Here is a 23,950-nt window from a genome sequence, read left to right on the forward strand (position 1 = left end):
GGAGCGCGCCGTGGATGACGCGCCGACCGCGGACCCCGACGCCCGCGCGCGCCGGCTGGTCGCCGTCGTCGTCACCTACAATCGTCTGGACCAGCTGAAGGTCACCGTCGGGCGGTTGCTCGACGCGGGGCCGGGGGTCCTCGACGCCCTGCTCGTGGTGGACAACGCGAGCGATGACGGCACCGCGGACTGGCTCGCCGGGCAGGGCGACCCGCGGCTTGCGGTGCTGCGCCATGCCCGCAACCTCGGCGGCGCGGGGGGCTTCGAGACCGGGATGCGCCACGCGGTCGCGCATCTGGCGCCCGACTGGCTCCTGCTGATGGACGACGACGGGCGGCCGGAGCCCGGCGCGCTGGAGGCGTTCCACGCCGCGCGGCCGGAACGCTGGGACGCGATCGCGGCGGCCGTCTATTATCCTGACGGCACCATCTGCGAGATGAACCGACCGTCGGTGAACCCGTTCCGGACCGCGCGCGGCGTCCTGCGGGCGGTGCTCGGAGGGCGCGACGGGTTCCACATCGGCCCCGCGTGCTACGACGCGCCGCCGCGGGACGTCGACGTCGCGAGCTTCGTCGGCCTCTTCGTGTCGCGCCGCGCGGTGGAGCGCGTCGGCTATCCCGACGGTGCGCTCTTCGTCTACGGCGAGGACGGGCTCTATACCCTCGGCCTCAGCGCCGCGGGCGGGCGCATCGGCTTCGTGCCCGCCATCCGCTTCGAGCACGACTGCCGCACCTTCGCCGCGGAGCCGGGCCGCTTCGCGCCGCCGTGGAAGAGCTATTACTACCACCGCAACCTGCTCTTCCTCTATCGCCGCGCGGCCGGGCCGCTCTTCTGGCCGGCGCTGGCGCTCGTCCTGCCGAAGTGGCTGCTGAAGGTGCGGCGGCAACGGGGCGCGCGGTGGACGTACCTGCGCCTGCTCGGCCTCGCCGTCGCGCACGGTCTGACCGGCCATACCGGGACGCCGCACGAGGCGATCCTGTCCCGCGCCAGGGGGCGGCGGATCAGCGGTTCATGATGTCCTTGTTGTACCGCCGCAGAAGCAGAAGCCCCAGCGCGAGCGGCACGAGCGAGACGATCAGCACGTAGAGGACGCTGACGTACTGCGGATCGTACATCCCGTAGAACCCCTGTCGCATCAGGCCGCTCGTGTGCATGAGCGGGTTCCACCAGAGCACCGCCTGCGCCATCGCCGGCAGGTCCTCGTAGATGTAGAAGATCCCCGAGGCGAGAAAGAGCGGCCGGGTCGCGATGGACCAGACCACGTCGTAGGTCGGAAAGAGCCCCATCAGACAGCAGTTGAGCGTCCCGACGCCGAGGCCCAGCAGCGCGTTCAGCGTCAGAGCGAGAAGCGCCGTCTCGGCGTCGAGGACGACGCGCGTCTCGGTGGCGAGAATGATGCCCGTCAGGAGCAGATAGACGACGAGCGCCGTCGTGAGCACGTTCAGGAGAAAGCGCGCGGCGATGGCGTCGATCCATGTCACCGTCGGGTACGTGAGCAGCGGCGCGGAAAAGATGATCGAGCGGGCCACGGCCACCTGCACGCCCTGATACATCTGGAACGGCAGGAATCCCGTCGCGTAGAAAATGAGGAAGTTGCTGCCGAGCGACGGGGATCGCAGGAGCAGCGAAAAGCCGATCGACAACAGGACGATGAAGCCGAGCGGTTCCACGATCGCCCAGATGTAGCCGCCCGGCGTCCGGCCGTAGCGCGTGGACATTTCCCGCAGGACGAGCGCCAGAACCGTGCGCCACATGTGGCTCCGGCCCGCCGGGGATTGCGCGCGCGGCGGTCGCATGTCGTCCGGGGTGGATGTCACGGGCGCCCTCGCCTATGGCAACATTCTGCCACATTATGTATGTCTCGGGGCGAGTGAAAACCGCGTGATTTCCGGATGACGCTTTGACGGACGCAGAGTCGAAGGCCCCAGACCCCGCCCGCGCCCCCGGCGCGCCGGCCGGCGGGACGGGCGCGAAGGGCGGTGCGGGCGCGGCGCCTGCGGCGCCTGCGGGGCCGAAGGTCGTCGAGGTGCGCCCGCCCGCCGGACCGGCCCGCGTCGAGCGGCGCCACCGCGGGCTGATCCTGTCGTTCGTTCTGCTCGTCCTCGTGCCGATCCTCGCCGTGGCGGCCTACCTCTGGGTGGTCGCCGAGGATCAGTACGCCTCCGTCACCGGCTTCACCGTGCAGCAGGACGAGGGTGGCACGGCGGCCGAACTGCTCGGCGGGCTCGCCGAGTTCGCCGGCGCCGGGCAGCAGTCGGACAGCGACGTGCTTTACGAGTTCGTCCAGAGCCAGGAGCTCGTCGAGCGGATCCGGGAGGATCTCGATCTCGTCGGTCACTACACGCAGCACTGGCCCGGCGACCCGGTGTTCGCGCTCCCGGCCGATCCGACGATCGAGGACCTCGTCGCCTACTGGCAGCGGATCGTGCGCGTCGCCTACGATCAGTCCACCGGCCTGATCGAGCTGCGGGTGCTCGCCTTCGACCCGGCCTTCGCGCAGACCCTCGCGCAGGCGATCGTCGCCGAGAGCCAGGCGATGATCAATGCGCTCAACGATCAGGCGCGCGCCGATCTCATGGCCTACGCGCGCGACGATCTCGACCGCGCGCTGGAGCGGCTGCGCGCGGCGCGGCAGGCCCTGACCGAGTTCCGGACCCGCACCGGGATCGTCGACCCGCAGGCCGATGTTCAGGGCCAGTTCGGCGTCCTGAACACCCTCCAGCAGCAGCTGGCCGGCGCGCTGATCGAATACGACCTGCTCGCGGGGTCAGCCGACCCGGACGATCCCCGTCTCGTCCAGCTCGAGCGGCGCATCGAGGTGACGCGCGCGCGCATCGCGGAGGAGCGGGAGACGCTTTCCTCCGACGCCGTCGAGGGATCGGACGTCGATTTCCCGACGCTGATGGCGGAGTACGAAAGCCTCGTCGTCGATCGCGAGTTCGCCGAGGAGACCTACCGCGCGGCGCTCTCGGCCTTCGACATCGCCCGCGAGAAGGCGCAGCGCCAGAGCCGCTATCTCGCCACCTTCGTGCGGCCGACGCGCGCGCAGTCCGCGGAGTATCCGCAGCGTTTCACGCTCACCGGGCTCGCCGGGCTGTTCCTGCTGCTGGTCTGGGCGATCCTCGCGCTGGTCTACTACAGCGTCCGCGACCGGCAATGAGCGGCGACGGGCCGGGCGCATGATCCGCTTCGAGAACGTCACCAAGAGCTTTCGCGTGCGCGGCCGGCGGAAGGTGGTGATCGACGACCTGACCTTCGCCCTGCCGCCCGGGAAGGCCGTGGCGCTCCTCGGGCGCAACGGCGCGGGCAAGAGCACGCTCCTCGATCTCGTCGCGGGTCGGCAGCGCCCGGACAGCGGGCGCATCCTCCACGAGGGCAGCGTGTCGTGGCCGGTGGGCTTCGGCGGGTCGTTCCACCGGGAGCTCACGGGGGCGCAGAACGTCCGTTTCATCGCGCGCATCTACGGTGTGGACACCGACGCGCTCGCCGCCTTCGTCGAGGATTTCGCGGAACTCGGGCAGAATTTTCACATGCCGGTGCGCACCTATTCGCAGGGGATGCGGGCGCGGCTCGCCTTCGGGGCGTCGATGGGGATTCGCTTCGACACCTATCTCGTGGACGAGGTGACCGCGGTGGGCGACGCCGCCTTCAAGCGCAAGAGCCAGGCCGTCTTCCTCGACCGGATGCAGGACGCGGGCGCCCTGCTCGTCAGTCACGCGATGGCGCAGGTCAAGAGCCTCTGCGACGAGGCGATCGTCCTCGATCAGGGGCGCCTCCTCCATTTCACGGACGTGAACGCGGCGGTGGACCATCACAGGGCCCTGATGGCGTAGCGCCGCGGCCCGTTGCGCGGCGCGGCGCCCTGCGTCCGCCCGGGTGCCCGCGCGTTAACGGCGCCGGGCCATGGTCGCCGGGTCCTGTCCCGCAACGGAGGCGTCATGTCCGATCTGTCGCCCAACCTCGCCCTGCCGCTGCTTTTGCCGGCGCAGGCGCAGAAACACGTCACCCACAACGACGCGCTCGCCCTGCTCGATCTTCTGGTGCAGTTGCGGGTGCAGCGCTTCGACGCGCGGACGCCGCCCGAGGCGCCCGGGGACGGCGAGGTGTACGCGGTGGGCGCTGGCGCGACCGGCGCCTGGGCCGGGCAGGACGGGCGGCTCGCGGCGCGGGTGGGCGGCGGCTGGGTCTTCGTCGCGCCGCGCGAGGGGTGGCGCGCCTGGGACGTCGCCGGGGCCGAGGTGCGCGTTCATGCGGACGGGGCGTGGCGGCCGCTCGAGGCGCTTCCGCCGGGGACGGTCGAGCGCCTCGGCGTGAACGCCGCGAGCGACGCGGGCAACCGCCTCGCCGTCGCCGCGCCGGCGACGCTCCTGACGCACGAGGGCGCCGGTCATCAGCTCAAGATCGACAAGGCGTCGGCGGGCGACACCGCCTCCCTCCTGTTCCAGACGGGCTTCTCCGGCCGGGCCGAGATGGGCACCGCCGGGAGCGACGACTGGTCGATCAAGGTCAGCGCGGACGGCGCGTCGTGGACCGAGGCGCTGCGGATCGCCGCGGCGACCGGCGTGCCCGACCTGCGCGCCGGCGCGACGATCGGCGGGGCGGTGGCGTTTCACCGCACGAACGCCGCTGGCTCCGTCAGCCAGTCCGGCGGCGTGCCGACGGGCGCCCTGATCGAGCGCGGCAGCAACGCCAACGGCGAGTATGTGCGCTTCGCGGACGGCACGCAGATCTGCACGCATCGGCAGATGTCGAGCAGTTCCTCAAATGCGACCTGGACCTATCCGGCCGAGTTCGCGCCCGGAAAGACCGACTGCCTGCTGGGCACCGCGACGCCCATGACCGGCACCAACGTCGTGAGCGTGGTGCAAAGCACGACCGGGTCCGCGATCTTCACGATCCGGGACACGCTCAACTACGGCGTTCGGATCGAGGCGGACGTCTGGCTGTTCGCAATGGGCCGCTGGTTCTGAGGAGGTATCTCATGCGCATCACGCTTTCCCCCGTCCGCGGCCTTCCCGGTCAGCCCGAGACCGAGATCGCCGTCGCGGGCGAGACGATCACCGTGGACGGCACGCCCTACGACCTTTGCGCCGTGCCCGAAGGCGGCGAGGCGGTGCCCGCGGGCGAGCATCCCTTCGTCGGCACCATCACGCGGGAGGACGGCGAAATCGCCTGCACCGTCCGCGTGGCGCTCGGTGACGACGCGGCGCTGGATCAACCGCGCGATCCGACCGTCTGGACGGTGACCGCGACCGACGGGCCGGTGGCGATCCCGGCCGTCCGCAAGCCCGAGCCAAAGGAGCCCACCGATGACGTTTGAGCTGCACATCCGCACGCCGGAGGAGATCGCGGCCGAGAAGGCGGAGGCGCGCGCCGCTCGGCTCAAGGCGGAATGCCGCGCGCGGATCGAGGCGCGACTCGACGCGCGCACGGCGCAGAACCTGCTCGTCGCCCGGCTGCGCTCCGCGCTGTCGGCCGATCAGCTCGCGGCGTTCGACGCGGCCGAGGACTGGAAGCTCGCCACGATCGCCGAGTGCCGCCGCGCCATCGCGGAGGGCGACGATCCGGTCTGGCCCGAGTGGCCCGGTGGTGCGGCGGATGCGCTGGTGGCGGAGGTCTGAGCCATGGGCGCCGTCGGGCGCAGGGATTGCAACCTCAAAGTGAATTTTTTACTCCTTTAGTTGTATGCGCGGACTTGGGCATCGGGCCGTGTCCCGGGCGATCCACCCGGCGCGGTCGCTGCCGTCCGCGGGCGGCCGATCCCGTGCGGGAGCCTGACGATTGGTGAAGCTGTTTCGAGGCTCGAAGGTGTCGCCGCCGCCTGGCCGTTTCGTGATCGTCGGCCTGCCGCGCAGCGGATCGACATACCTCATGACCCTTCTCGGGTCGCACCCGGCGGTCTACTGCTCCGGCGAACAATACAACCCCTACGCCATCGTCGGCATCGGAGAGGAGCGCGACGACAGCTTCGAGGGCGTCGTCCGGCAGCGCGACGCGGACCCGGTCGGCTTTCTCGACAGGTTCTACGCCGAGCGCGTGCCGCCCGGCGTCACCTGGGCCGGTTTCAAGTTCATGCTGGGTCACAACATCGCAGCGTTCCGCGCGCTGGCCGAGCGTCCGGACATCCGGATCATCTACGTCTGGCGCGAGAACCGGCTGGCGCAGGTCGCCTCCCTGATCAAGGCGACGCGCACCCGGCGGTGGGCGCAGCAGAAACCGGACGCACACATCGCGCGCCGCATCGCGGCGAAGCCGCGACAGATCAGTCATCGCTGGCACGAGTTCGAGATGACCGATTACCTGTTTCAGCACTGGCTCGCGCAGGCCCCGCACCGCTCGATCACGCTGGAGTATCGCGAGCTCTTCGCGCCGGGTTTCCGCGAAAGGATCTGCGATTTCCTCGGGATCGCGCCCGACCGCCGCATGAAGAGCCCGCTCGTCAAGCAGGGCAGCAACACCATCGCCGACCGTTTCGAGGACCCGCGCGCCATCTCGACCTATTTCCGCGAGATCGGCCACGCGCGTTGGCTCGAGGACGAGCTCTGAGCGGATGCGCGTTCTCTATTACAACTGGGCCGACTACCTCGACGACGAGCGGCGGGGCGGCGGCGTCTCGGTCTACCAGCGCAACCTGATGGCGGCCATGGAGGCCCGGGACGACGTCGTCGCGGGTTTCTTCTCGTCGGGGCTGTCGTACGACCTTCCGGCCGGTCCGCCCCGCTGGGAGGCGGTCCGGCACGGGCCGCGCACCGACCGGCACCGGCGCTGGGAGATCGTGAACGCCGCACCGCTCGCGCCGGCCCATCATTCCTTCGGCGATCCGGCGCAGATCGAGGACCGGCCGACGGAAGCCGCGGTCTGCGATCTCGTCGCGGCGACGGGGCCGTGGGACGTGCTGCACCTCAACAACCTCGAAGGGCTGCCGGTGGCCGTCCTCGGGCGTCTCAAGGCGCGCTTCCCCGGGTTGCGCATCGTCCTGTCGCTGCACAACCACTTTCCCGTCTGTCCTCAGGTCAACCTCTGGTGGCAGGAGCGCAGCGCCTGCACGGATTTCGACGGCGGCCGCGCCTGCGTCACCTGCCTGCCTCGCATGCCCGACCGGCGCATGCTGCGGCTGGCGAACGGGCTGGCCTACCGGTTGAAACGCGCGGGTCTCGGGCCGGGCACCCGGGCGGTGCGGATCGGGGGGCGCGGGATGCGGGCCCTGCGCCGGTTGCGTCCGCCGCTGTCGGCCCTCACGTCCGGCGCGCCGCCCGCTCCGGTGCGTCCCGACGGCGCCCCCTTCGCCGCGCGGCGCAGCGCGATGGTCGCCGCGATCAACGCGCATTGCGATCGGGTGCTCTGCGTCTCCGACGCGGTGCGCCGGATCGCCCTGCGCCACGGCATCGCGCCGGACCGCGCGCATGTGTCCTACATCGGGACGGCGGAGGCGGAGGCCTTCGCGCGCACCGCGCCGCGCCGCGTGCCGCGCGCGGCGGACGGCACGCTCACCCTCGGGTTTCTCGGGTACATGCGCCGCGACAAGGGGTTCCATTTCCTGCTCGACGCGCTCGAGAGCCTCCCGGCGTCGCTGGCCGCGCGGATCCGGCTCGTCGTCGCGGCGCGCCGGGGCGACCGTGCGACCATGGCGCGGCTCGCCGGGCTGGAGGCGCGTCTCGCCTCGGTCGATCACGCGGACGGCTACCGCCACGCGGATCTCGACCGGCTGCTGGCGCCCGTCGACGTCGGCGTGATCCCTGTGCTCTGGGAGGACAGCCTGCCGCAGGTGGCGATCGAGATGCACGCCCGCCATATCCCGCTGCTGACCGCGGACATGGGCGGTGCGCGGGAACTGGGCCGCTGTCCCGACATGGTGTTTCCCGCCGGCGACACGGCTGCGTTTCGCGCCCGGCTGGAGCGGCTCGTGGCGGGGGGCGTCGATTTCGGGGCCTACTGGGCCGGGGCCATGCCGCCGGTGAGCCTCGAGGCGCACGCAGCGGCGTTGATGCGCCATTACCGGGGCTGATGCCCCCCGTCTGCCCCGCGTCGCGCGGCTGCGGCCCGGTCAGGCCTCGAGGGTCGCGCCGAAGGCCTTGTAATCGGCCGCATAGACATCCCGGAGCTTGCGGAGCTGCGCCGCCGTCAGGGCGCCCGCGTCGAGTTTCGGACCCCCGGTCTGAACATGCGGCAGGGTGAGCGGCTGTCCGGTCCGCGCGCGCATGTCGGCGAGAAACCGGTCGAGCTCCGCAAGAGTGTAGAGCTCCGAGAACCAGCCCGGATCGGGCCCGAGGAAGTCCACCATCGGCCGCGTGTGGTGATGGATCGACGGGCTGAGGGCGGCGTAGTCCTCGAGCCGGTCCACGAACGTCCCGAGGTCCGGATCGGGGTCGAGGCCGGTTTTGGCGAACTTCGCCGGCGCGCTCTCGCGGGCGAGTTCGCGGTGATTCCGGACCCGGTTTCGATAGGCCGAGATCAGCCGTTCGACGGGATCGCGGATCACGGCGACGCGGTGCATGTCGGCCAGGCGCGCGAGGGGCAGATCCGCATGGAGCGTCGTCGCATAGGCGGCGTTGTGTATATGGCGCGTGCGGCCGTTGACGACGAAGGGCTCGAACGGCCGTCCGTTCTCGGCCGAGAAGAACAGGAGCTTCAGGCTCGTGCAGGCGACCTTCGGCACGGGCGCGTAGAACAGGTCGAACTGCGGCAGTATGACGGCCATCCTCACAACTCCTGATGCTGGGGTGCGCGCTTCGCGCCCGGTGGCGTCGCGGCCGGATCGGCGCTCGTGGCGCCACGGGGCGGCGGCGGGCTGGCGCGGTCGAGCCGCGCGGCCACGAAGGGCGCCTCCGTCCAGGGCACCGAAACGTCCGGATCGAAGATGCGCTCGCGCCCCTCGGACACGAGGGCGAGGTACTTGCGGTATTCCCGCGCGTCGCCCCAATGCTGCCCGCGCGCGACCTCCGCCTCCGCCTTGCGGCGAAAATCGGCGGTGTACTTGAAATGGCCGAAGATCAGCTCGCGCGTGGCGATCCGCGCGTCGGCCACGAAGTGCAGCCCCGCCGAGAGCCGCATGAAGGGGTGATACCTCAGCAGCCCGAGCTTCTGCGCGGTGAAGTCGTTGGGCGACGCCCCGGGGATCAGCCGATGGCGCAGCGCCGAGGTCCAGGCGGGCTGATCCGAGAAGGGGCCGCGCATCGGGCTGTGCGTCAGGAAGGGTTCGCGGTCGGCGTAGCCCGCCTCGGCGAAGGGGTCGCCGCTCTGCAGCGTGACGTCGGACAGGCGGCCGTCCGGATACATGTCGAGCATGAAGATCCGCACCGCCTCGGCCGTCGCGAACTCGGGCGCCCGCAGGAGCTCCGGCAGCGTTTCGGTCTGCCGGCGCTGCCAGACGAGCAGCTCGTCGGCATCCGCGACGAGCGACCAGCGGCCGGGGCGGAAGGCGGACAGCAGGGCCTGCTGCCACGCGACGCCGAACGCTGAGCGGTTGTAGTCGGTATCGACGGAAAACAGGGCCACGTCCTCCTGCTCCGCGAGCATGTCGAGCGTGCCGTCGTCCGAGCCGTTGTCCGCCACGAGGAACGCGCCCACCCCGAGCCTGCGATAATGCTCGAGGAAGGTCTCCAGCATGAACATCTCGTTGCGCATGCAGGCCACGACGGCGACCTCGGCCTCGCGCGCGCGCTCGACCCGCGCCTCGGGGCTGACGAGGTCCAGCGCGTTGGACTGATATCCGAGCCGCACGTCCTGAAAGCTCGGCCAGATCTTCCGCGGCGCGAGCGTGGGGGCGGAAAGCTGTCGCATCGCCTCTGCCTGATCCGTCGTCCGGTCGAGATGAGCGAGCGTCACCGGCGCGGCGCGCGACGGCAGGAACCCGTTCACCCAGGCGGAGACGGGTGTCGCGTCGCGGTGGGCGCGCCGCCGTATCGAGATCCTGTAGTCCTCGTCCGCGACCTGAACCCCCTTCAGCGCCAGCAGGTCGCCCAGCAGCTTGTCCTCCATGAAGCTGTCCGCGATGAGCCGCCGGCCCTCCGGGCTGTCGGCGGCAGCACACGCGGCGCGCATGGCGGCGCGCGAGAGCGTGTAGCCGCTGCCGCCGTCGGCGTAGGTCGAGGGCTCGGGCGAGCGGTCGAGGTCCAGTCGGCCGCGCGCCGACCGGGATTTCGCCTGATGCCAGGCGCGGTCCATCTGCCCCGGCGCACGGTGCAGCCGGCGGCCGTAGTAGTCGTGCTTGCGAAAGCTCAGCGACCGGAAGAACAGCGGCGCGTTCAGGAAACAGTCGTCGTCGATCTTCAGCATGTGGGCGTGGCGCGTCCGGCGGACCACCCAGTCGATCGCGGCGAGCGTCTTCTGCGGCAGCCCCTCGTAATCGTCGGGCGCCTCCAGAAAGACGGTGTCGCCGCGGCGCGTGCCGTCGCCGTCGCCCACCATCACCAGATAGGGCACCCCGAGGTCCTCGAGCAGCGACAGCCAGCCCGCGCGCAGGGCCGGGATGCGCGTTTCGAGGTTCGCGCGGCAGGAAAAGACGGTCACGACGGTATCGTAAAGGGGCGCTTCGGGCAGTCCGGTGTCGAGCGGCTCTCGCGCGGACCGGGCCGGCGGCAGGATGTTTCCGAGCGCGTCCCGGACTCGCCGCGCCACGGCGTCGTCGCGCGCCGTCAGGCGGGCGAGCGGGGCCTGAAGCGCGGGGGCCGCGGCGAGCCCGGCGCGCGACGCGTCGGGCAGGCCGGCGACCCGGGCGAGCGCCCAGTCGGCCGCCCGGTCCGCAGCCGGCCCGTCCGGGGGCCAGGCCGCCGCGAGGCTCAGCGCGAGGCCGATGCCGAGGTAGCCGTCGCGCGCGTCGGCCAGCGGGGCGAGCTCCGCGAGGATCCGATCCGCGGGCTCCGCATCCGGGTCGCGCACGAGCCGCTCCAGCCGTTCGGCCACGCGTATCTGATGGCCCGGATGGCGAGCGCGGGGGATGTCGGGGTAGAGGTCGCCCATCCCCTCGGTCGCGAGCGCGACGACGTCCGTCTCAACCGGCGCGCTCCCGGGAAAGGCCATGTGACGGATCGCGCTTTTGGCGGGCGTCGGGCTGTCGCCCTCCAGCGCGCGTCGCGTCGGCGCTTGCCCGCGCTCGCGCGGCAGGCCCGCGGGACCGAGCAGGTCGCGGCGTATCCGGGCGGCGTCGGCGGTCCCGTGCGCCTCGAACCAGCGCAACGCCTCGTGCCGCGCGGCGTCGGAGCTTCCCTCGGCCCGAATGGTCTCGAAATGCTGGCGGGCCGGCACCAGCTCTGGCGGCGGGACACCGTCCGTTTCGGCATCGAGCGCCGTCCAGAACGCCCGCGACAGGCCGTAGATCTCGATGCAGCTCCGGACGACGTCGCGCCGCATCTCCTCGTCGCCTCGCATGTGCGCCGCGAGCCACGCCGCCACCGCGACGAATTCCGCGCAGGGCGCGCGCCCCCAGTAATCTTTCGACTGTCGGCGCGCGATCTCGAAGAAGGCATAGGCAGCCCCGTCCCGCAGCCACGCCGGCACGTCGTCGCGTGTCTGCGCCTGCCGGACGGTGCGGGCGATGCAGGGCGTGAGCGCCCACCCCTCGTCCGGGTCCGTCAGCGACCAGAGCGTGCGGTCCACCGCGGCGTGATCCCCCGAAAAGAGCAGGAACGGCAGCATCGCCGAGCGCGCCCAGACATCGGCCTGCGCCGGGTCGAAGCGATGCAGTCCCTCGGCCCGGGCGGCGTCGAACAGCACGCCGAAGTCGGCGCGTCCCGTGCAGAAATGCTCGGACAGCGCGAGAAAGAGCCCGCGGCGCTCCGCCGGGGGGAGCGCGAGCCCGGCGAGAACCTGCGCCGGGTCGGCGGGCGGATCGCTGCGCTGGCTCTGCGTGAAGCGCGCCACGGCCGCGTCGATCGCGGCCCGGCCGGGATCGACCCGGCGCAGGGCCTCGGCGGCGGCGTCGCCCGCGCGCGGGGCGTCGTCGTCCTCGCACCGCTCGAGGCTCCCGGAGAGGCCGACGCGCCGCGCCAGCGTGCGGATCCGGTCGCGCTCCGCGGCGGGCAGCAGCGGCATCAGGCGGGCCGCGGCCACCTGCTCGATCGCCACGGTGAGCAGGGGCATGTCGCCGGTGTCGAGCCCGGCCTGCAGCAGCGCGGCGATCCGGGCGGCCATGTCCTCCCGCGTGAGGGTCAGGCGCGCCTCCCGGCCGAGCCGGACGGTCACCGCGTCCTGTCCCGGCGTCCAGAGGCGCCCGACCGGCGCGGCGACGAGCGCCGGTGTGCCGTCGGGGAGCGCGGCCTCCGTGACCGGCAGGGCCGCGTCGCGTGCATCGCAGGTCAGCGTCGCGCCGTCCGGCGGGCGGGCGGCGCGGAACATCAGCCGCGGATCGAGCGTCAGCGCGCGCCCCGGCGTCCGGGGCACGAGGTCGAGCGCCCGCGCGCCGCCTTCGAGCGACAGATGCGTGATCCGGTCGAGCGCGTGCAGCCCGCCGCGATGCCGGAGGCTGCGCGGGCCGAGGGTGCAGACCCGCGCGCCGTCGATCGCGACATGCACGCGCGGCAGGTCGAAGTGGACCGTCACGGCGTGGCCCTCGCGCCGCAGCGGAAACGGCATGGGCCGCTCCGTGCGCCACCGGCCGTCCGCGCGGGTGTCGTTGACCACCAGCCGCTGCTCATCGGCCCGGAACGAGAGATGGAGGGGGCACAGCGCGCCGCGCGCGTCCGTGAAGAAGATGTTCGCGCATGGATGCGCGTGGAACGCGATCCTGAACCGGGCGAACCCGTCGTCGTGCAGGGGAAAGATGTGCCGCTGCGCCTGCGGCGCCACCGGTCCGACGCCGGGGCTCGAATGGCGCGCCGCCCGGAGGAGCGAAAGCGGGTCGAGCAGCCGGGCGAGGCGCGGCCCGACGCTCGGGTCGAGGCCGGCCGGCGTGTGGGCTGCGTCGCCGTATCCCCGGCGCAGGGCGCCAGCCGCCGCCGCGCCGAGCCGCAGCGCCCGCGCGGGCCGGGCGGCGGGCAGCGCCGTGTCCACCTCGTCGCGCAGGGCGCGGGCGTAGAGCCTGCGCTGCCAGCCGCGCGGCAGGCGCGCCGCGGCGCGCGCGGGCAGCGCCGCGAGCAGGGCGGCATGCCCGGCGCCGAGCCGTCCGCCCGCGCGCCGGCCCGGATCGTAGCGCGCCAGCGCGACCGCCGGCCGGTCAAGGTAGGCGCCCCGCTCTGCGAGAAGCGCAGCGCCGAGCGCGACGGCCCAGCCGGAGCGCGGACCGGGCGTGAAGCGCAGCCCTTCCGCCTCGGCGAAGGTGCGCCGGATCAGCCGGTTGCCGAGATCCGGGGCGAGCGCTATCGCGACCTCCGGGGCGAGGTCGAGTGGTCCCTCGGGCGGTTGGCCGTCGCGCAGCGGTCGCATGTCGGCGAACCCGTTGTGCACGGGGGCCACGTCCGTGGTGCCCATGCGGAACTGCGCCACGGCGATGTCCGCCCCGGCGCGCAGCGCGGCCTCCGTCCAGTCGGCGAGGGCCCCCGGCACGACGCGGTCGCCGGCCGCGAGGAACAGGACGTAGCGCCCGCGCGCCGCCGCGAGGCCCGCCTGCCGCGCCCGGCCGGGGCCGCGCGCCCGGGTCGCGATCACCTGCGCCGCGCCCAGCGATCGCGCGGATGGCGCCGCGGCGGGCGGGCAGACCACGATCACCTCGTGCGCGGGGCCGGGCTGACCGGCGAGCGTCGCGAGCGTGGCGGCGAGCGCGTCGGTGTCCCGCCCGTCCCAGGGCAGAACGACCGACAGCGGCGTCTCTCCGGCCACCTCGATATCCCGGGCCTGCGCGCCGCCCGCGTCCTGCCCGGCGCGATGGTCCACGTCGGCCGCGCGGAGCGTCTGCGCGGCCGTCCGCGCGAAGCGGGCGAGGCGCTCGGGATCGCGCAGCGCGGTGCTGCGTTCGGAGGTGAGCCGCGCGGCGAGGCGGGCGAAGGCCGTGTCCGCCGCCCCGTGCGGACCCGCCTCGAGGATGGCGCGGACCGTGTCGAGGACGGGGAACTGGTCGAAGACACGCTCGTCGTCCGACGTGGTGATCTGGCCCGGCCGGCCCCGCGTCTGCAGGTAGAGCGGTTCCGGCAGGTGCAGGATGTGGTCGGTGCGCGCCGCCGCGCGCAGGAAGAAGGCGTGATCCTCGAACCATGTGCCCGGGTCGAAGCGCAGCCCGTCGATCAGCGAACGCCGGTAGAGCTTGTTCCAGGCCGAGGGGAAGTGCCGGATCACTTCGCACCAGTCGTCGAAGCGGTAAAGCCGCGCCGTCGGATGCGCGGCGAGGTCCGCCGCGTCGTGGATCGCCGAATGCGCCGTGCCCGACCCGTCGCCGAAGCAGTAGCGCAGCGCGCAGGCGACCCAGTCGGCGTCATGCGCCACGAGCGCGCCGTGCATCCGCGCGAGAAAGTCGGGCATCACCCGGTCGTCGCCGTCGACGAAGGCGAGGACCGCCCCCTTCGCGGCGTCGAGCCCGGCGTTGCGCGCCTCCGACAGGCCGCGATTGTCCTGCCGGATAAGGCGGAAGCGCGGATCCTGCGCGACGGCCGCGCGCGCCGCCCGGTCGCTGCCGTCGGTCGAGCCGTCGTCGACCACGATGACCTCGAAATCCGTGAAGGTCTGTTCGCGGAGGCTCTGCAGGCACGGGCCGATATGCGCGGCGACGTCGTGGACCGGCACGATGACCGATACCGCGGGGGACGCGTCGGCGCGCGCCGCGCCCCGGGGCATCTGCGGGTCCGGTGTGATGCGCATGGCTCCCGCCTTTCTCCGCGTCGGCGACGAGCAGCGGCGCGGCACGCGACCGGATGGCGCAGCTGTCGCATTGGTTGCCAAAAGTCATGGCAAATGCTACCTGAAGTTGTCAACGCGGACTGGGCAGGCGGCCCCGATGACCTTTCCTCATGTCATATGGACGTTGCGCCGCACGGGGGGCACCACGCTGGCGACGCTGCTGGCCGATCTGTCGGACTATCCCGGCGTTCAGCATGAACCGTTCAACGCCGAGCGCATTTTCGGCGAGGTGACGCGCAACTGGACGGCCACCCGTGACACCGGGCTCCTGCGCGCCGACATGCAGCGCGTCCTCGCTCGCAAGCCGGTGATCAAGCACTGCGTCGAGCTGGTGCCCGAGCCCGTCAACGACGCCCTGCTGACGGTCTCCGCGTCGCTGGGTTACGTGCAGATCGTGCTCGACCGGCGCGCGGACGTGGACCGGATCCTGTCGCTCGAACTCGCGCGGCACACGGGCGCCTGGGGCAAGGCCGAGGCCCGCCGCGTGCATGAGGCGGTGCAGTCGGGCGAGCGGAGCCTGCCGCCCATCGATATCGCCGCCGCCGCGACGCATCTGCGGGCCTGCGACCAGCGCCGCCGGAACATGCACGCCCGGTTTGCGGACCACGGCATCGCGCCGTTCGTCGTCCATTTCGAGGATATCTACGCCGATCCGGTGCGCGGCCGCGACACGGTGGCGGCGCTCACGGCGTTCATCGGCATCGACCGGTCCGCCGTGGACGACTACGACGCGCGGGTCGAGGAGGCGCTCCTGACCAAGGGCCAGAAATCGGCCCGCCTTCTCGACCGGGTGCCCAACATCGACGAGGCGCGCGCAGCCCTCGAGGAGGTCCGCCGCCCGTCGGCCTGAACGGCGGAGCGCGACCCGCAGCATGGTCGTCGTCAGAGCGGCGCGGCCGAGAAGCGGGGCAGCCGGTCGCCTGCGCGCGCGGCGTCGCGCATGGCGCGCGCGGTGTCGAGCGCTTCGCGGATCGTGACGTCCATGTCGATGTAGCGATAGGTGCCGAGGCGTCCGACGAATGTCACGTTCTCCTCGGCCTCGGCCATCTCGACGTACCGCGCGAGCAGCGCCTTCTCCGCGACGAGGCGGATCGGATAATAGGGGATGTCCCCGGGACCGCAGGCGCGGCTGTATTCGCGGTAGCAGACCGTGCCGGCGTGCTCTTCCCAGGGCGCGAAATGCTTGTGTTCGGTGATGCGGGTGAAGGGCACCTCCGGGTCGGGATAGTTCATCACCGCGCAGCCCTGCCAGTCGCCCTCGGCGCGGAACGCCTCGAAATCGAGCGTGCGGTAGCCGAGGCGGCCGAGCCGGTGCCCGAACCATTCGTCGAGCGGCCCGGACCAGACGACGTGATCGTGCCGCTCCGCCATCTCCGGCGCGAAGGCGGTCTCCAGATGCACCTCGATCCCGGCCGCGTCGAGGATGCGCTCGACCATGGCGGTGTAGCCCTCCTCTGGGATGCCCTGGAAGCTGTGGAAGAAGTAGTTGTCGTCGTAGCTGAAGCGCAGCGGCAGCCGCTTGAGGATCGACGCCGGAAGCTTCGCGGGGCTCACGCCCCACTGCTTCTCGGTGTAGCCGCGCAGGAAGGCGTCGTAGAGTTCGCGCCCCACCATGCGCAGCGCCTGCTCCTCGAAGCTCGCGGCCTCGCCCTCGCCCGCCTCGGCGCGCGCGGCGACATGCGCGCGCGCCTCTTCCGGGCGCAGGGTCGCGCCGAAGAACTGATTGATCGTGTGAAGGTTGAGCGGCATCGCGTAGACGCGCCCGCGCGCCGTGGTGCGGACCTGATGGCGGTAGGGGCGGAAGCGGGTGAAGCCGTTGACGTAGTCCCAGACCTCCGCGTCGTCGGTGTGGAAGATGTGCGGGCCGTAGCGATGCACCAGCACGCCGGTCTCCGGGCAGCGCTCGGTGTGGCAGTTGCCGGCGATATGGGGGCGCGCCTCCACCACGGTGGCGCGGTGACCGCTCTCGCTCAGCGACCGGGCGATGACGGCGCCGGACAATCCGGCGCCCACCACGAGGACACGCACGCCGGCCTCCATTTCCAGCCAATGCTGAAATACAACCTAAAAGAGAAAATAATCCGCATCAATACAATCCAGGGAGAAGGTGCGCCGCGTCTGGCTCCGGTCGCGCCGCGCAGGCGGCCGCCGCGCGGCGCACGGCTATCGGGCAGCCACCCTGCGCCGTCCTGCACGCGCGGATTGTCCGCAAATCGCGGGCAGCCCATGAGGCGCCGGGATCGGCGCCGATCACGCGTGTCCGGGTCCGCTCCCTGCTCCCGGCGGGGCCGCGGTCCGCCGGCACGACCGGGCCGTCGCGGGCAGCGCCACCCGGCCGGGGGCCGCGTCGCCAGGCCGAACGCCGGCCGCCGGATCGCGCCCCGGCGCACGGCGGGTGCGATGACCGCCTCCCCCTCAAGCCCCGGTATCGCGCGACCGTCGTCTCACGGGTGTGCGCCCCCGCGCCGGACGCGTCCGAGGCCCGCGCCGTCCGAGCCTCTCGCCGCGTGCCCGGTCCCTTGCAGGGGTGGTCGCGTCAGGCCTCGCCGTCCAGCAGCCCGCTCAGATAGGCGCCGTAGCCGTTCTTCACGAAGCGGTCGGCCTGCGCGCGCAGGTCCGCGGCGTCGATCCAGCCGTTTGCGAAGGCGATCTCCTCGGGGCATCCGACCTGCTGGCCCTGCCGCTCGGTCAGGGTGCGCACGAAGTTCCCCGCATCCAGAAGGCTCGCGTGGGTGCCCGTGTCGAGCCAGGCGTAGCCGCGCCCCATGCGCTGCACCGTCAGGCTCCCGGCGTCGAGGTACATCTGCAGAAGATCGGTGATCTCCAGCTCGCCGCGGGCGGAAGGGCGGACGGCGCGCGCCCGTTCCGGGGCGGTGCCGTCGAGGAAATAGAGCCCCGTGACGGCGAAGGGGGAGGGCGGCGTCTCGGGCTTCTCGACGATGGCGCGCGCCCGCTGCTCGGCGTCGAAATCGACGACGCCGTACCGCTCCGGATCGGCGACGCGGTAGCCGAAGACGGTCCCGCCCGCGGCCTGATCCATCGCGGCGCGCAGAAGCTCCGGCAGCCCGTGCCCGAAGAAGAGGTTGTCGCCGAGGATCATCGCCGAGGGCGCGCCGTCGAGGAACGCCTCGGCCAGCAGATAGGCCTGCGCGAGGCCCTCGGGCGCGGGCTGCTCGATGTAGGTGAACGAAAGGCCCCACTGGTCGCCGTCGCCGAGCGCGCGGCGGAACTGCGCCTGATCCTCGGGGGTGGTGATGATCGCGATCTCGCGGATGCCGGCCAGCATCAGCACCGAGATCGGGTAATAGATCATCGGCTTGTCGTAAATCGGCAGGAGCTGCTTCGAGAGCCCCATGGTGATCGGGTAGAGGCGGGTGCCCGAGCCCCCCGCGAGCACGATGCCCTTGCGCTCGGTCATGCGCCGTGTCTCCTCCGTGGTGCCGCGCCGGGGCGCTCGGCCGGCGGGCGCGGCTTTCCCGCGGCCCCGCGGTGGTCTCCGCCCGCGGGCGTCATGCCGCGCCGAGCTCGCGCAGGATGTCCCCGAGCCCCGCCCGCCAGTCCGGCCGCGCGAGGCCGAAGGCCGTCGCGGTCGCGCTGCAGTCGAGGCGCGAATTGAGCGGCCGCCGGGCCGGGGTGGGATACTCCGCCGTCGGGATGTCGGCCACCGCGCAGGTCAGATCGGCCCGTACGAAGATCTCCCGCGCGAAATCCGCCCAGCTCACCTCCGGCGCGGCGGCGAAGTGGTAGGTCCCCGAGAGATCGGGCGCGCGCGCCAGATGCTCGGCGATGACCCGGCAGGCGTGCGCGATGTCGGCCGCGGGCGTCGGGCCCCCGATCTGATCCGCGACGATCGAGAGGCTCTCGCGCTCCGCGCCGAGGCGCAGCATCGTCTTGACGAAGTTCGCGCCATGCGCCGAGACGACCCAGGAGGTGCGCAGGATCGCGTGCGGCCCGCCCGCGGCGCCCACCCGCTCTTCGCCCAGGCGTTTCGAGCGGCCGTAGGCGTTGAGCGGCGCGGTCGCGTCTCCGGGCCGCCACGGCGCGGCGCCGGTCCCCGGAAAGACGTAGTCGGTGGAGATCTGCACGAAGGGCAGACCGCGCGCCGCCGCGGCGCGGGCCATCGCGGCGGGCGCCTCGGCGTTGATCACGATGGCCGCGTGCTCCTCCGCCTCGGCCTTGTCCACGGCGGTCCAGGCGGCGGCGTTGATCACGGCGTCGGCCTTGGCCGTGTCCACCGCGCGGGCGCAGGCCTCCGGGTCGGAGAGGTCGGCGTCCGCGCGCCCGAGCGCCGTGACCGCCGCGCCGCCCTGACGGCGGAGCTCGGTCGCCACCTGACCGCTGTGGCCGAAGACCAGAAGCCTCATGCCCCGGCCCCCAGCCGGCGCCCCACGCCCTCGCGGTCCGCGAGCTCGCGCCACCAATCCTCGTTGGCGAGGTACCAGTCGACGGTCCGCGCGAGCCCTTCCTCCAGCGTGACGGAGGGGCGCCAGCCGAGTTCCTCGGTGATCCGCGTGGCGTCGATGGCGTAGCGCAGATCGTGGCCGGGGCGGTCGGCGACGAAGTCGATCAGCCGCTCGTGCAGCGCGCCCGCGGGGCGGCGGGCGTCGAGCAGGCGGCAGATCATGCGCACGAGGTCGATGTTGCGCGCCTCGTTCCCGCCGCCGATGTTGTAGGTCCGCCCGGGCGTACCTTGGGCCACCACGGTCAGCAGCGCCTCGGCGTGATCCTCGACGTAGAGCCAGTCGCGCACGTTCTCGCCCTGCCCGTAGACCGGGATAGCCCGCCCGGCGAGCGCGTTCAGGATCACCACCGGGATGAGCTTTTCCGGAAAGTGATAGGGGCCGTAATTGTTCGAGCAGTTGGTCAGCACCACCGGCAGCCCGTAGGTGTGATGCCACGCGCGCACGAGGTGGTCCGAGGCGGCCTTGGACGCCGAATAGGGGCTGCGCGGGTCGTAGGCCGTCGCCTCGGTGAACTTCACGGAAGGGTCGGGCGGGAGCGAGCCGTAGACCTCGTCGGTCGAGACGTGGTGAAAGCGGAAGCCCTCGGGCCGGCCTTCGCGGGTCCAGTGGGCGCGCGCGGCCTCCAGCAGGGTGTAGGTGCCGGTGACATTCGTCTCGACGAATGTGCCGGGGCCGTCGATCGAGCGGTCCACGTGGCTCTCGGCGGCGAGGTGCATCACCGCGTCGGGGCGGTGGGCCGCGAAGATCCGGTCGAGCGCGGCGCGGTCGCGGATGTCGGCGTGCTCGAAGGCGTAGCGCGGGCTCTCCGCCACTTCCGCGACGTTGTCGAGGCAGGCCGCGTAGGTCAGCGCGTCGAGGTTGACGACCGCATGCCCCGCCGCCACCGCGCGCCGCACCACCGCCGAGCCGATGAAGCCCGCGCCGCCGGTGACCAGAAGCTTCATGCGGCGCCCCCGTGGACGAAGGGCGAGACCCAGTCGCGCCAGCGGGGCGCGCGGGCGTCCTTATCGCTCAGGATCGCGCGGTCGGGGTCGATGCCCCAGTCGATGCCGAGGTCCGGGTCGTCGAAGCGCACCGCGCCGTCGCTCTCCGGCGCGTAGAAATCCGTGCACTTGTAGAGGATCTCGGTATCTGGCTCGAGCGTGGCGAAGCCGTGCAGGAAGCCTTTGGGCACGAAGAGCTGCCGCCCGCTCTCGGCCGAGAGTTCGACGGCGAGCCACCGGCCGAAGGTCGGGCTGCCGCGGCGCGCGTCCACCGCCACGTCGATCAGCCGCCCGCGCCCGCAGCGCACGAGCTTGTCCTGCGCGTGCGGCGGCGCCTGGTAGTGCAGGCCGCGCACGGTGCCGGCCTCGCGGCTGAGCGACTGGTTGTCCTGCACGAAAGTCAGGTCGAGCCCGTGCTCGGCCATGCGCCGGGCGTTCCACGTCTCGGAGAAGAAGCCGCGATCGTCGCCGAAGCGGCGCGGCGTCAGCAGGAGCACCCCGTCCAGTGCCGTCGCCTCCACCGTCAGCATCGCGCCTCCGCCATTCCCGGGCTCGCCTGACGCAGGGCTAGCCCCCCGGCTGGCGACATGCAACGGCGGGCGCGGCTCAGCGCGGCATCGGCGGCGGGTTCGCGGCGACCTCGGGGTTGCGGAGCCACACGGAGAGGTTCAGCGCGCCGGCGAGCGAGACCCACGAGAGATAGGGCACGAACAAGAGCCCCGCGCGCCAGTCCACCTGCCAGAGCGCCCAGAGCGTCGCCGCCACCGAAAGCCAGAGCGCGGCGAGCACGCCCATGCCGAGCCTGATCCGCTTGAGCCCGAAAAAGACCGGCGTCCAGAGCCCGTTGAGCGCGATCTGAAGCGCCCAGAGGGCGAGCGCGAGTTCGGCGCCCGGCTGCCCGGCGGCGAGCGCCCCGGCGGCGGCCATGAAGATGTAGATCACCATCCAGGCGACCGGGAAGAGCCAGTCGGGCGGGGTCCAGACCGGTTTGGACAGGTCGCGATACCACGGCCCGGGGGCGAAGAGCCCCCCGGTGGAGCCCGCGCCGAAACAGGCGGCGAGCAGGATCGCGAAGATCACCCAGTCCATGAAATTGAGCTAGACTGCCGCGACGCGCGGTTCAAGGTGCGCGCGCCGCCTGCGGCGATCAGCCCGCGCGGCGCATGCCCCCCGGAACCCGGCGCCGCCGCGCGATCTCGTGCGCCTTGGCGCGCGCGAGCGTGGCGTAGAGCCGGTCCGACCAGTCGCCGGTCTCGGGCTCCGGCGCCGCCGCCGCCTCGACGAGGAAGGCCGTCTCGGGCAGGGGGCGGGCGTAGAGCAGCGGCGAGACCGGCATCACCAGCGTCGCGGCGCTGCGCACCATGGCGAGGCCGAGCCAGCCGGCCTTGTGCCGCCCGCCGGTGACCGCGCGCCGCGTGACCGAATCGTGATCCGCCGCGGCGATCCGCCCGTTGATCCCGGCGTAGATGTAGCGCGCCGCGAAGATGCCGGGCCGCGCGCGGAGCGGCAGGCGCTTCACCCCCGCCTCGGAGCGCGCGTAGAGCGCGTCGGCCTCGCGCAGGAGCCGGCGCACCAGCGCGCGCACCGGCGGCGTGGCCGCCGGATCGGCGAGGAAGGCCTCCGGGTCGAGGCCGGCGTCCTCCAGCCAGTCGAGCGGCAGGTAGAGCCGCCCCTCGCGCGCGTCCTCGCCCACGTCGCGGGCGATGTTGGTGAGCTGCATGGCGACGCCCAGATCGCAGGCCCGCGCCAGCGCGCCGCGCTCGCGCACGCCCATCAGGACGCACATCATCACCCCCACGGCCGAGGCGACGCGCGCCGAATAGGCGTAGAGGTCCGACAGCGTCTCGCAGCGCCGCTCCAGTGCATCCCAGGCGAGCCCCTCGAGCAGCGCCTCGGGCAGGGCGCGCGGCATCTCCACGGCCTCCACCATGGCGGCGAAGGCGCGGTCGGTCGGCGCGTTGCGCGGCCGCCCGTCGTAGACGCGGCCGAGGCGCTCCTGCAGGTCGTCGACCGCGGCGGCCTTCGCCTCCTGCAGGTCCACAGCGTCGTCGGCGAGCCGGCAGAAAGCGTAGAGCGCGAGCGCATGGTCCCGCACGTCCCGCGGCAGAAGATGGGAGGCCGCGTGGAAGCTGCGCGACCCGTGGCGGATCGCCTGCGTGCAGTGGTCGAGATCCGCCGCCGCGATCACGCGGGCACCTCCGCCGGGTCGGGCACCATCTTGTCGAGCACCTCCGCCGAGGAAACGACTCCCGGCAGCCCCGCGCCCGGATGCGTCCCCGCGCCGGCTAGGTAGAGGCCCTCGGCCTCCTCGCTGACGTTGTGCGGCCGGAACCAGGCGGATTGCAGAATGCGCGGCTCGATCGAGAAGCCGCAGCCCATGGGCGAGAGATACCGGTCGCGGAAGTCCTCCGGCGTGTAGATGAGCTCCGCCGAGAGGTGATCCTCGAAGCCGGGGATGACGCGCTGCAACTCGGCGGCCACCTTCGCGCGGTAGCGGTCGCGCATCTCTGACCAGTCCACCGGATCGTCGTGGCCGAGGTGCGGCACCGGCGAGAGCACGTAGAAGGTGTCGTCGCCCTCGGGCGCGACGCTGGGATCGGTGACCGAGGGCCGGTGCAGGTAGAGGCTCATGTCGTCGGCGAGATGGCCCTTGAGGAAGATGTCCTGCAGAAGCCCCTCGTAGCGCGGGCCCGAGAGGATGGTGTGGTGCCCCGCGTCGGGCCACATGCGCGCCGTGCCCTTCGTCCCGAAATACCAGACGAAAAGCCCCATGGACCACCGCTTGCGCTCGAGCTTGCGGTCGGACCAGCGCCAGCGCGGCAGGTTGCGCAGGAGCCGCGAATAGGTGTGCCCCGCGTCCGCGTTGGAGACGACGACGCGCGCCGGCAGCACCTCGCCGTCGGTCAGGCGCACGCCGGTCGCGCGGCCCTTGTCCACGAGGATCTCGTCGGCCTCCGTGCCGTAGCGGATCTCGCCGCCCTGCTCGGTGACGACCTTCGCCATGGCGTCGGCGATCGCCTGCACGCCGCCCATCGCGTAGTGGACGCCGTATTCCTTCTCGAGGTGGCTGACGAGCGCGTACATGGAGGTCACGTGCATCGGGTCGCCGCCGATGAAGAGCGGATGGAACGACAGCGCCATGCGCAGCCGCTCGTCCTTCACCCGCTTCCGCGCGAGGCCGAGGATCGAGCGGTCCGCGCGCAGCACGCCGAACTCGGGCAGCACCTTGGCGGTGTCCCAGAGCCGGTGCATCGGCTCGGCGACCATGCCCTCGTAGCCCACGACGTAGCGCCGCTCGGCATCCTTCAGGAAGCGCAGGTATCCGTCTACGTCGCCGGGCGAGAGGCGGCGCACCTCCTCCACCATCGCCTCGGTCGAGGCGCGGGCGGTGAAATGCGAGCCGTCCGGCCAGCGGATCGTGTAGAAGGGATCGAGCGCGCGCAGGTCCACGTCGGCGTGGAAGTCGCGCCCGCAGGCGGCCCAGAGCTTCTCGTAGACCTGCGGCACGGTCACGATGGTCGGGCCGAGATCGAAGCGGTGGCCGGCCTCCGTCACCGAGGAGCCGCGCCCGCCGGGCCGATCCAGCCGGTCGAGCACGGTGACGCGGTAGCCGCGCGCGCCGAGGCGCATCGCCGCCGCCAGACCGCCCAGTCCGGCGCCGACGATCACGGCATGAGGGGCGGCGGGCGTGGCGCCGGCGACGAGGTTGGGGTCGAGGCGTGTCAACATGAGTCCGATGCT

20 protein-coding genes are annotated in these 23,950 nt (G+C 72.4%); 9 read left to right on the forward strand and 11 right to left on the reverse strand.

What is annotated here, in order from left to right; genetic code table 11:
* Positions 1-10 precede the first annotated feature (10 nt).
* Positions 11-1,015, forward strand: a complete 1,005-nt coding sequence (locus tag DRV84_RS06420) for a glycosyltransferase (RefSeq protein WP_239995002.1) — start codon at positions 11-13, stop codon at positions 1,013-1,015.
* Here the strand turns inward: DRV84_RS06420 and DRV84_RS06425 are convergent.
* Entirely contained in the window at positions 1,002-1,754 is a 753-nt protein-coding gene (locus DRV84_RS06425) for an ABC transporter permease (protein ID WP_115979058.1), read from the reverse strand. The genes DRV84_RS06420 and DRV84_RS06425 overlap by 14 nt on opposite strands.
* Before the next feature lie 272 nt (positions 1,755-2,026).
* Here DRV84_RS06425 and DRV84_RS06430 point away from each other — a divergent pair, with 272 nt between their 5' ends.
* The 7 genes from DRV84_RS06430 (at position 2,027) to DRV84_RS06460 (ending at position 8,005) form a co-directional block, all read left to right on the forward strand.
* The gene (locus DRV84_RS06430; RefSeq protein ID WP_147298840.1) at positions 2,027-3,160 is read left to right on the forward strand and encodes a KpsE/RkpR family capsule polysaccharide export protein; all 1,134 of its coding nucleotides are present in this window, start codon (positions 2,027-2,029) and stop codon (positions 3,158-3,160) included.
* 19 nt (positions 3,161-3,179) lie between these two features.
* Positions 3,180-3,833 carry an ABC transporter ATP-binding protein gene (locus tag DRV84_RS06435; protein WP_115979060.1) on the forward strand — a complete coding sequence of 218 codons (654 nt, stop codon included), beginning with the start codon at positions 3,180-3,182 and terminating at the stop codon, positions 3,831-3,833.
* A gap of 105 nt (positions 3,834-3,938) precedes the next feature.
* The gene (locus DRV84_RS06440; RefSeq protein ID WP_115979061.1) at positions 3,939-4,970 is read left to right on the forward strand and encodes a DUF2793 domain-containing protein; all 1,032 of its coding nucleotides are present in this window, start codon (positions 3,939-3,941) and stop codon (positions 4,968-4,970) included.
* Between the two features lie 11 nt (positions 4,971-4,981).
* Positions 4,982-5,320 carry a hypothetical protein gene (locus DRV84_RS06445; protein WP_115979062.1) on the forward strand — a complete coding sequence of 113 codons (339 nt, stop codon included), beginning with the start codon at positions 4,982-4,984 and terminating at the stop codon, positions 5,318-5,320.
* Entirely contained in the window at positions 5,310-5,621 is a 312-nt protein-coding gene (locus DRV84_RS06450; protein ID WP_115979063.1) for a hypothetical protein, read from the forward strand. The genes DRV84_RS06445 and DRV84_RS06450 overlap by 11 nt, the downstream gene beginning before the upstream one ends.
* Positions 5,622-5,832: 211 nt before the next feature.
* The gene (locus tag DRV84_RS06455; RefSeq protein WP_275668731.1) at positions 5,833-6,546 is read left to right on the forward strand and encodes a sulfotransferase family protein; all 714 of its coding nucleotides are present in this window, start codon (positions 5,833-5,835) and stop codon (positions 6,544-6,546) included.
* A gap of 4 nt (positions 6,547-6,550) precedes the next feature.
* Positions 6,551-8,005: a glycosyltransferase gene (locus tag DRV84_RS06460; protein ID WP_115979065.1), complete on the forward strand. Its 1,455-nt coding sequence runs from the start codon at positions 6,551-6,553 to the stop codon at positions 8,003-8,005.
* Positions 8,006-8,044: 39 nt separating this feature from the next.
* On the opposite strand, the gene DRV84_RS06465 is transcribed toward DRV84_RS06460, so the two are convergent.
* Together DRV84_RS06465 and DRV84_RS06470 are read right to left on the reverse strand one after the other, a co-directional pair.
* Complete coding sequence (locus DRV84_RS06465) at positions 8,045-8,698, reverse strand: sulfotransferase family 2 domain-containing protein (protein WP_115979066.1); 654 nt, start codon at positions 8,696-8,698, stop codon at positions 8,045-8,047.
* A gap of 2 nt (positions 8,699-8,700) precedes the next feature.
* A complete protein-coding gene (locus DRV84_RS06470) occupies positions 8,701-14,724 on the reverse strand; it encodes a glycosyltransferase (RefSeq protein WP_115979067.1) in 6,024 nt (2,007 codons plus the stop codon).
* Positions 14,725-14,860: 136 nt separating this feature from the next.
* Between DRV84_RS06470 and DRV84_RS06475 the strand changes: the two genes are divergently transcribed.
* Positions 14,861-15,613 (forward strand): Stf0 family sulfotransferase, encoded by a 753-nt coding sequence (locus DRV84_RS06475; RefSeq protein ID WP_158547758.1) that lies wholly within the window; start codon positions 14,861-14,863, stop codon positions 15,611-15,613.
* Positions 15,614-15,645: 32 nt separating this feature from the next.
* Here the strand turns inward: DRV84_RS06475 and glf are convergent, their stop codons facing one another.
* From glf to DRV84_RS06515, 8 genes are all read right to left on the reverse strand, one after another.
* Positions 15,646-16,791: a UDP-galactopyranose mutase gene (glf, locus tag DRV84_RS06480; protein ID WP_239995003.1), complete on the reverse strand. Its 1,146-nt coding sequence runs from the start codon at positions 16,789-16,791 to the stop codon at positions 15,646-15,648.
* A 508-nt stretch (positions 16,792-17,299) separates the two neighbouring features.
* Positions 17,300-18,181: a glucose-1-phosphate thymidylyltransferase RfbA gene (gene rfbA, locus DRV84_RS06485; protein WP_115979069.1), complete on the reverse strand. Its 882-nt coding sequence runs from the start codon at positions 18,179-18,181 to the stop codon at positions 17,300-17,302.
* Positions 18,182-18,272: 91 nt separating this feature from the next.
* Positions 18,273-19,127 (reverse strand): dTDP-4-dehydrorhamnose reductase, encoded by an 855-nt coding sequence (gene rfbD, locus DRV84_RS06490; RefSeq protein WP_115979070.1) that lies wholly within the window; start codon positions 19,125-19,127, stop codon positions 18,273-18,275.
* Positions 19,124-20,170, reverse strand: a complete 1,047-nt coding sequence (gene rfbB / locus DRV84_RS06495) for a dTDP-glucose 4,6-dehydratase (protein WP_115979071.1) — start codon at positions 20,168-20,170, stop codon at positions 19,124-19,126. The genes rfbD and rfbB overlap by 4 nt, the downstream gene beginning before the upstream one ends.
* Positions 20,167-20,739 (reverse strand): dTDP-4-dehydrorhamnose 3,5-epimerase, encoded by a 573-nt coding sequence (gene rfbC / locus DRV84_RS06500; RefSeq protein WP_420852966.1) that lies wholly within the window; start codon positions 20,737-20,739, stop codon positions 20,167-20,169. Before rfbC ends, rfbB begins: the two co-directional genes overlap by 4 nt.
* Positions 20,740-20,815: 76 nt before the next feature.
* Positions 20,816-21,298: a tryptophan-rich sensory protein TspO gene (tspO, locus tag DRV84_RS06505; protein ID WP_115979072.1), complete on the reverse strand. Its 483-nt coding sequence runs from the start codon at positions 21,296-21,298 to the stop codon at positions 20,816-20,818.
* Between the two features lie 58 nt (positions 21,299-21,356).
* Positions 21,357-22,397: a 15-cis-phytoene synthase gene (gene crtB / locus DRV84_RS06510; protein ID WP_115979073.1), complete on the reverse strand. Its 1,041-nt coding sequence runs from the start codon at positions 22,395-22,397 to the stop codon at positions 21,357-21,359.
* Positions 22,394-23,938: a phytoene desaturase gene (locus tag DRV84_RS06515; RefSeq protein WP_115979074.1), complete on the reverse strand. Its 1,545-nt coding sequence runs from the start codon at positions 23,936-23,938 to the stop codon at positions 22,394-22,396. The genes crtB and DRV84_RS06515 overlap by 4 nt, the downstream gene beginning before the upstream one ends.
* Positions 23,939-23,950: the final 12 nt, after the last annotated feature.

It is taken from the genome of Rhodosalinus sediminis, assembly GCF_003385555.1.
In the GTDB taxonomy this organism is placed as follows: domain Bacteria; phylum Pseudomonadota; class Alphaproteobacteria; order Rhodobacterales; family Rhodobacteraceae; genus Rhodosalinus; species Rhodosalinus sediminis.

What these genes read in the sequence shown, in the direction of transcription:
- DRV84_RS06445 (WP_115979062.1), top strand. Translation starts at nt 4,982, where the DNA reads ATGCGCATCACGCTTTCCCCCGTCCGCGGCCTTCCCGGTCAGCCCGAG.
- DRV84_RS06440 (WP_115979061.1), top strand. Translation starts at nt 3,939, where the DNA reads ATGTCCGATCTGTCGCCCAACCTCGCCCTGCCGCTGCTTTTGCCGGCG.
- DRV84_RS06475 (WP_158547758.1), top strand. Translation starts at nt 14,861, where the DNA reads ATGACCTTTCCTCATGTCATATGGACGTTGCGCCGCACGGGGGGCACC.
- rfbA (WP_115979069.1), bottom strand. Translation starts at nt 18,181, where the DNA reads ATGACCGAGCGCAAGGGCATCGTGCTCGCGGGGGGCTCGGGCACCCGC.
- DRV84_RS06515 (WP_115979074.1), bottom strand. Translation starts at nt 23,938, where the DNA reads ATGTTGACACGCCTCGACCCCAACCTCGTCGCCGGCGCCACGCCCGCC.
- rfbC (WP_420852966.1), bottom strand. Translation starts at nt 20,739, where the DNA reads ATGCTGACGGTGGAGGCGACGGCACTGGACGGGGTGCTCCTGCTGACG.
- tspO (WP_115979072.1), bottom strand. Translation starts at nt 21,298, where the DNA reads ATGGACTGGGTGATCTTCGCGATCCTGCTCGCCGCCTGTTTCGGCGCG.
- DRV84_RS06425 (WP_115979058.1), bottom strand. Translation starts at nt 1,754, where the DNA reads ATGTGGCGCACGGTTCTGGCGCTCGTCCTGCGGGAAATGTCCACGCGC.
- rfbB (WP_115979071.1), bottom strand. Translation starts at nt 20,170, where the DNA reads ATGAAGCTTCTGGTCACCGGCGGCGCGGGCTTCATCGGCTCGGCGGTG.
- rfbD (WP_115979070.1), bottom strand. Translation starts at nt 19,127, where the DNA reads ATGAGGCTTCTGGTCTTCGGCCACAGCGGTCAGGTGGCGACCGAGCTC.
- DRV84_RS06460 (WP_115979065.1), top strand. Translation starts at nt 6,551, where the DNA reads ATGCGCGTTCTCTATTACAACTGGGCCGACTACCTCGACGACGAGCGG.
- DRV84_RS06435 (WP_115979060.1), top strand. Translation starts at nt 3,180, where the DNA reads ATGATCCGCTTCGAGAACGTCACCAAGAGCTTTCGCGTGCGCGGCCGG.
- DRV84_RS06465 (WP_115979066.1), bottom strand. Translation starts at nt 8,698, where the DNA reads ATGGCCGTCATACTGCCGCAGTTCGACCTGTTCTACGCGCCCGTGCCG.
- DRV84_RS06450 (WP_115979063.1), top strand. Translation starts at nt 5,310, where the DNA reads ATGACGTTTGAGCTGCACATCCGCACGCCGGAGGAGATCGCGGCCGAG.
- DRV84_RS06470 (WP_115979067.1), bottom strand. Translation starts at nt 14,724, where the DNA reads ATGCGCATCACACCGGACCCGCAGATGCCCCGGGGCGCGGCGCGCGCC.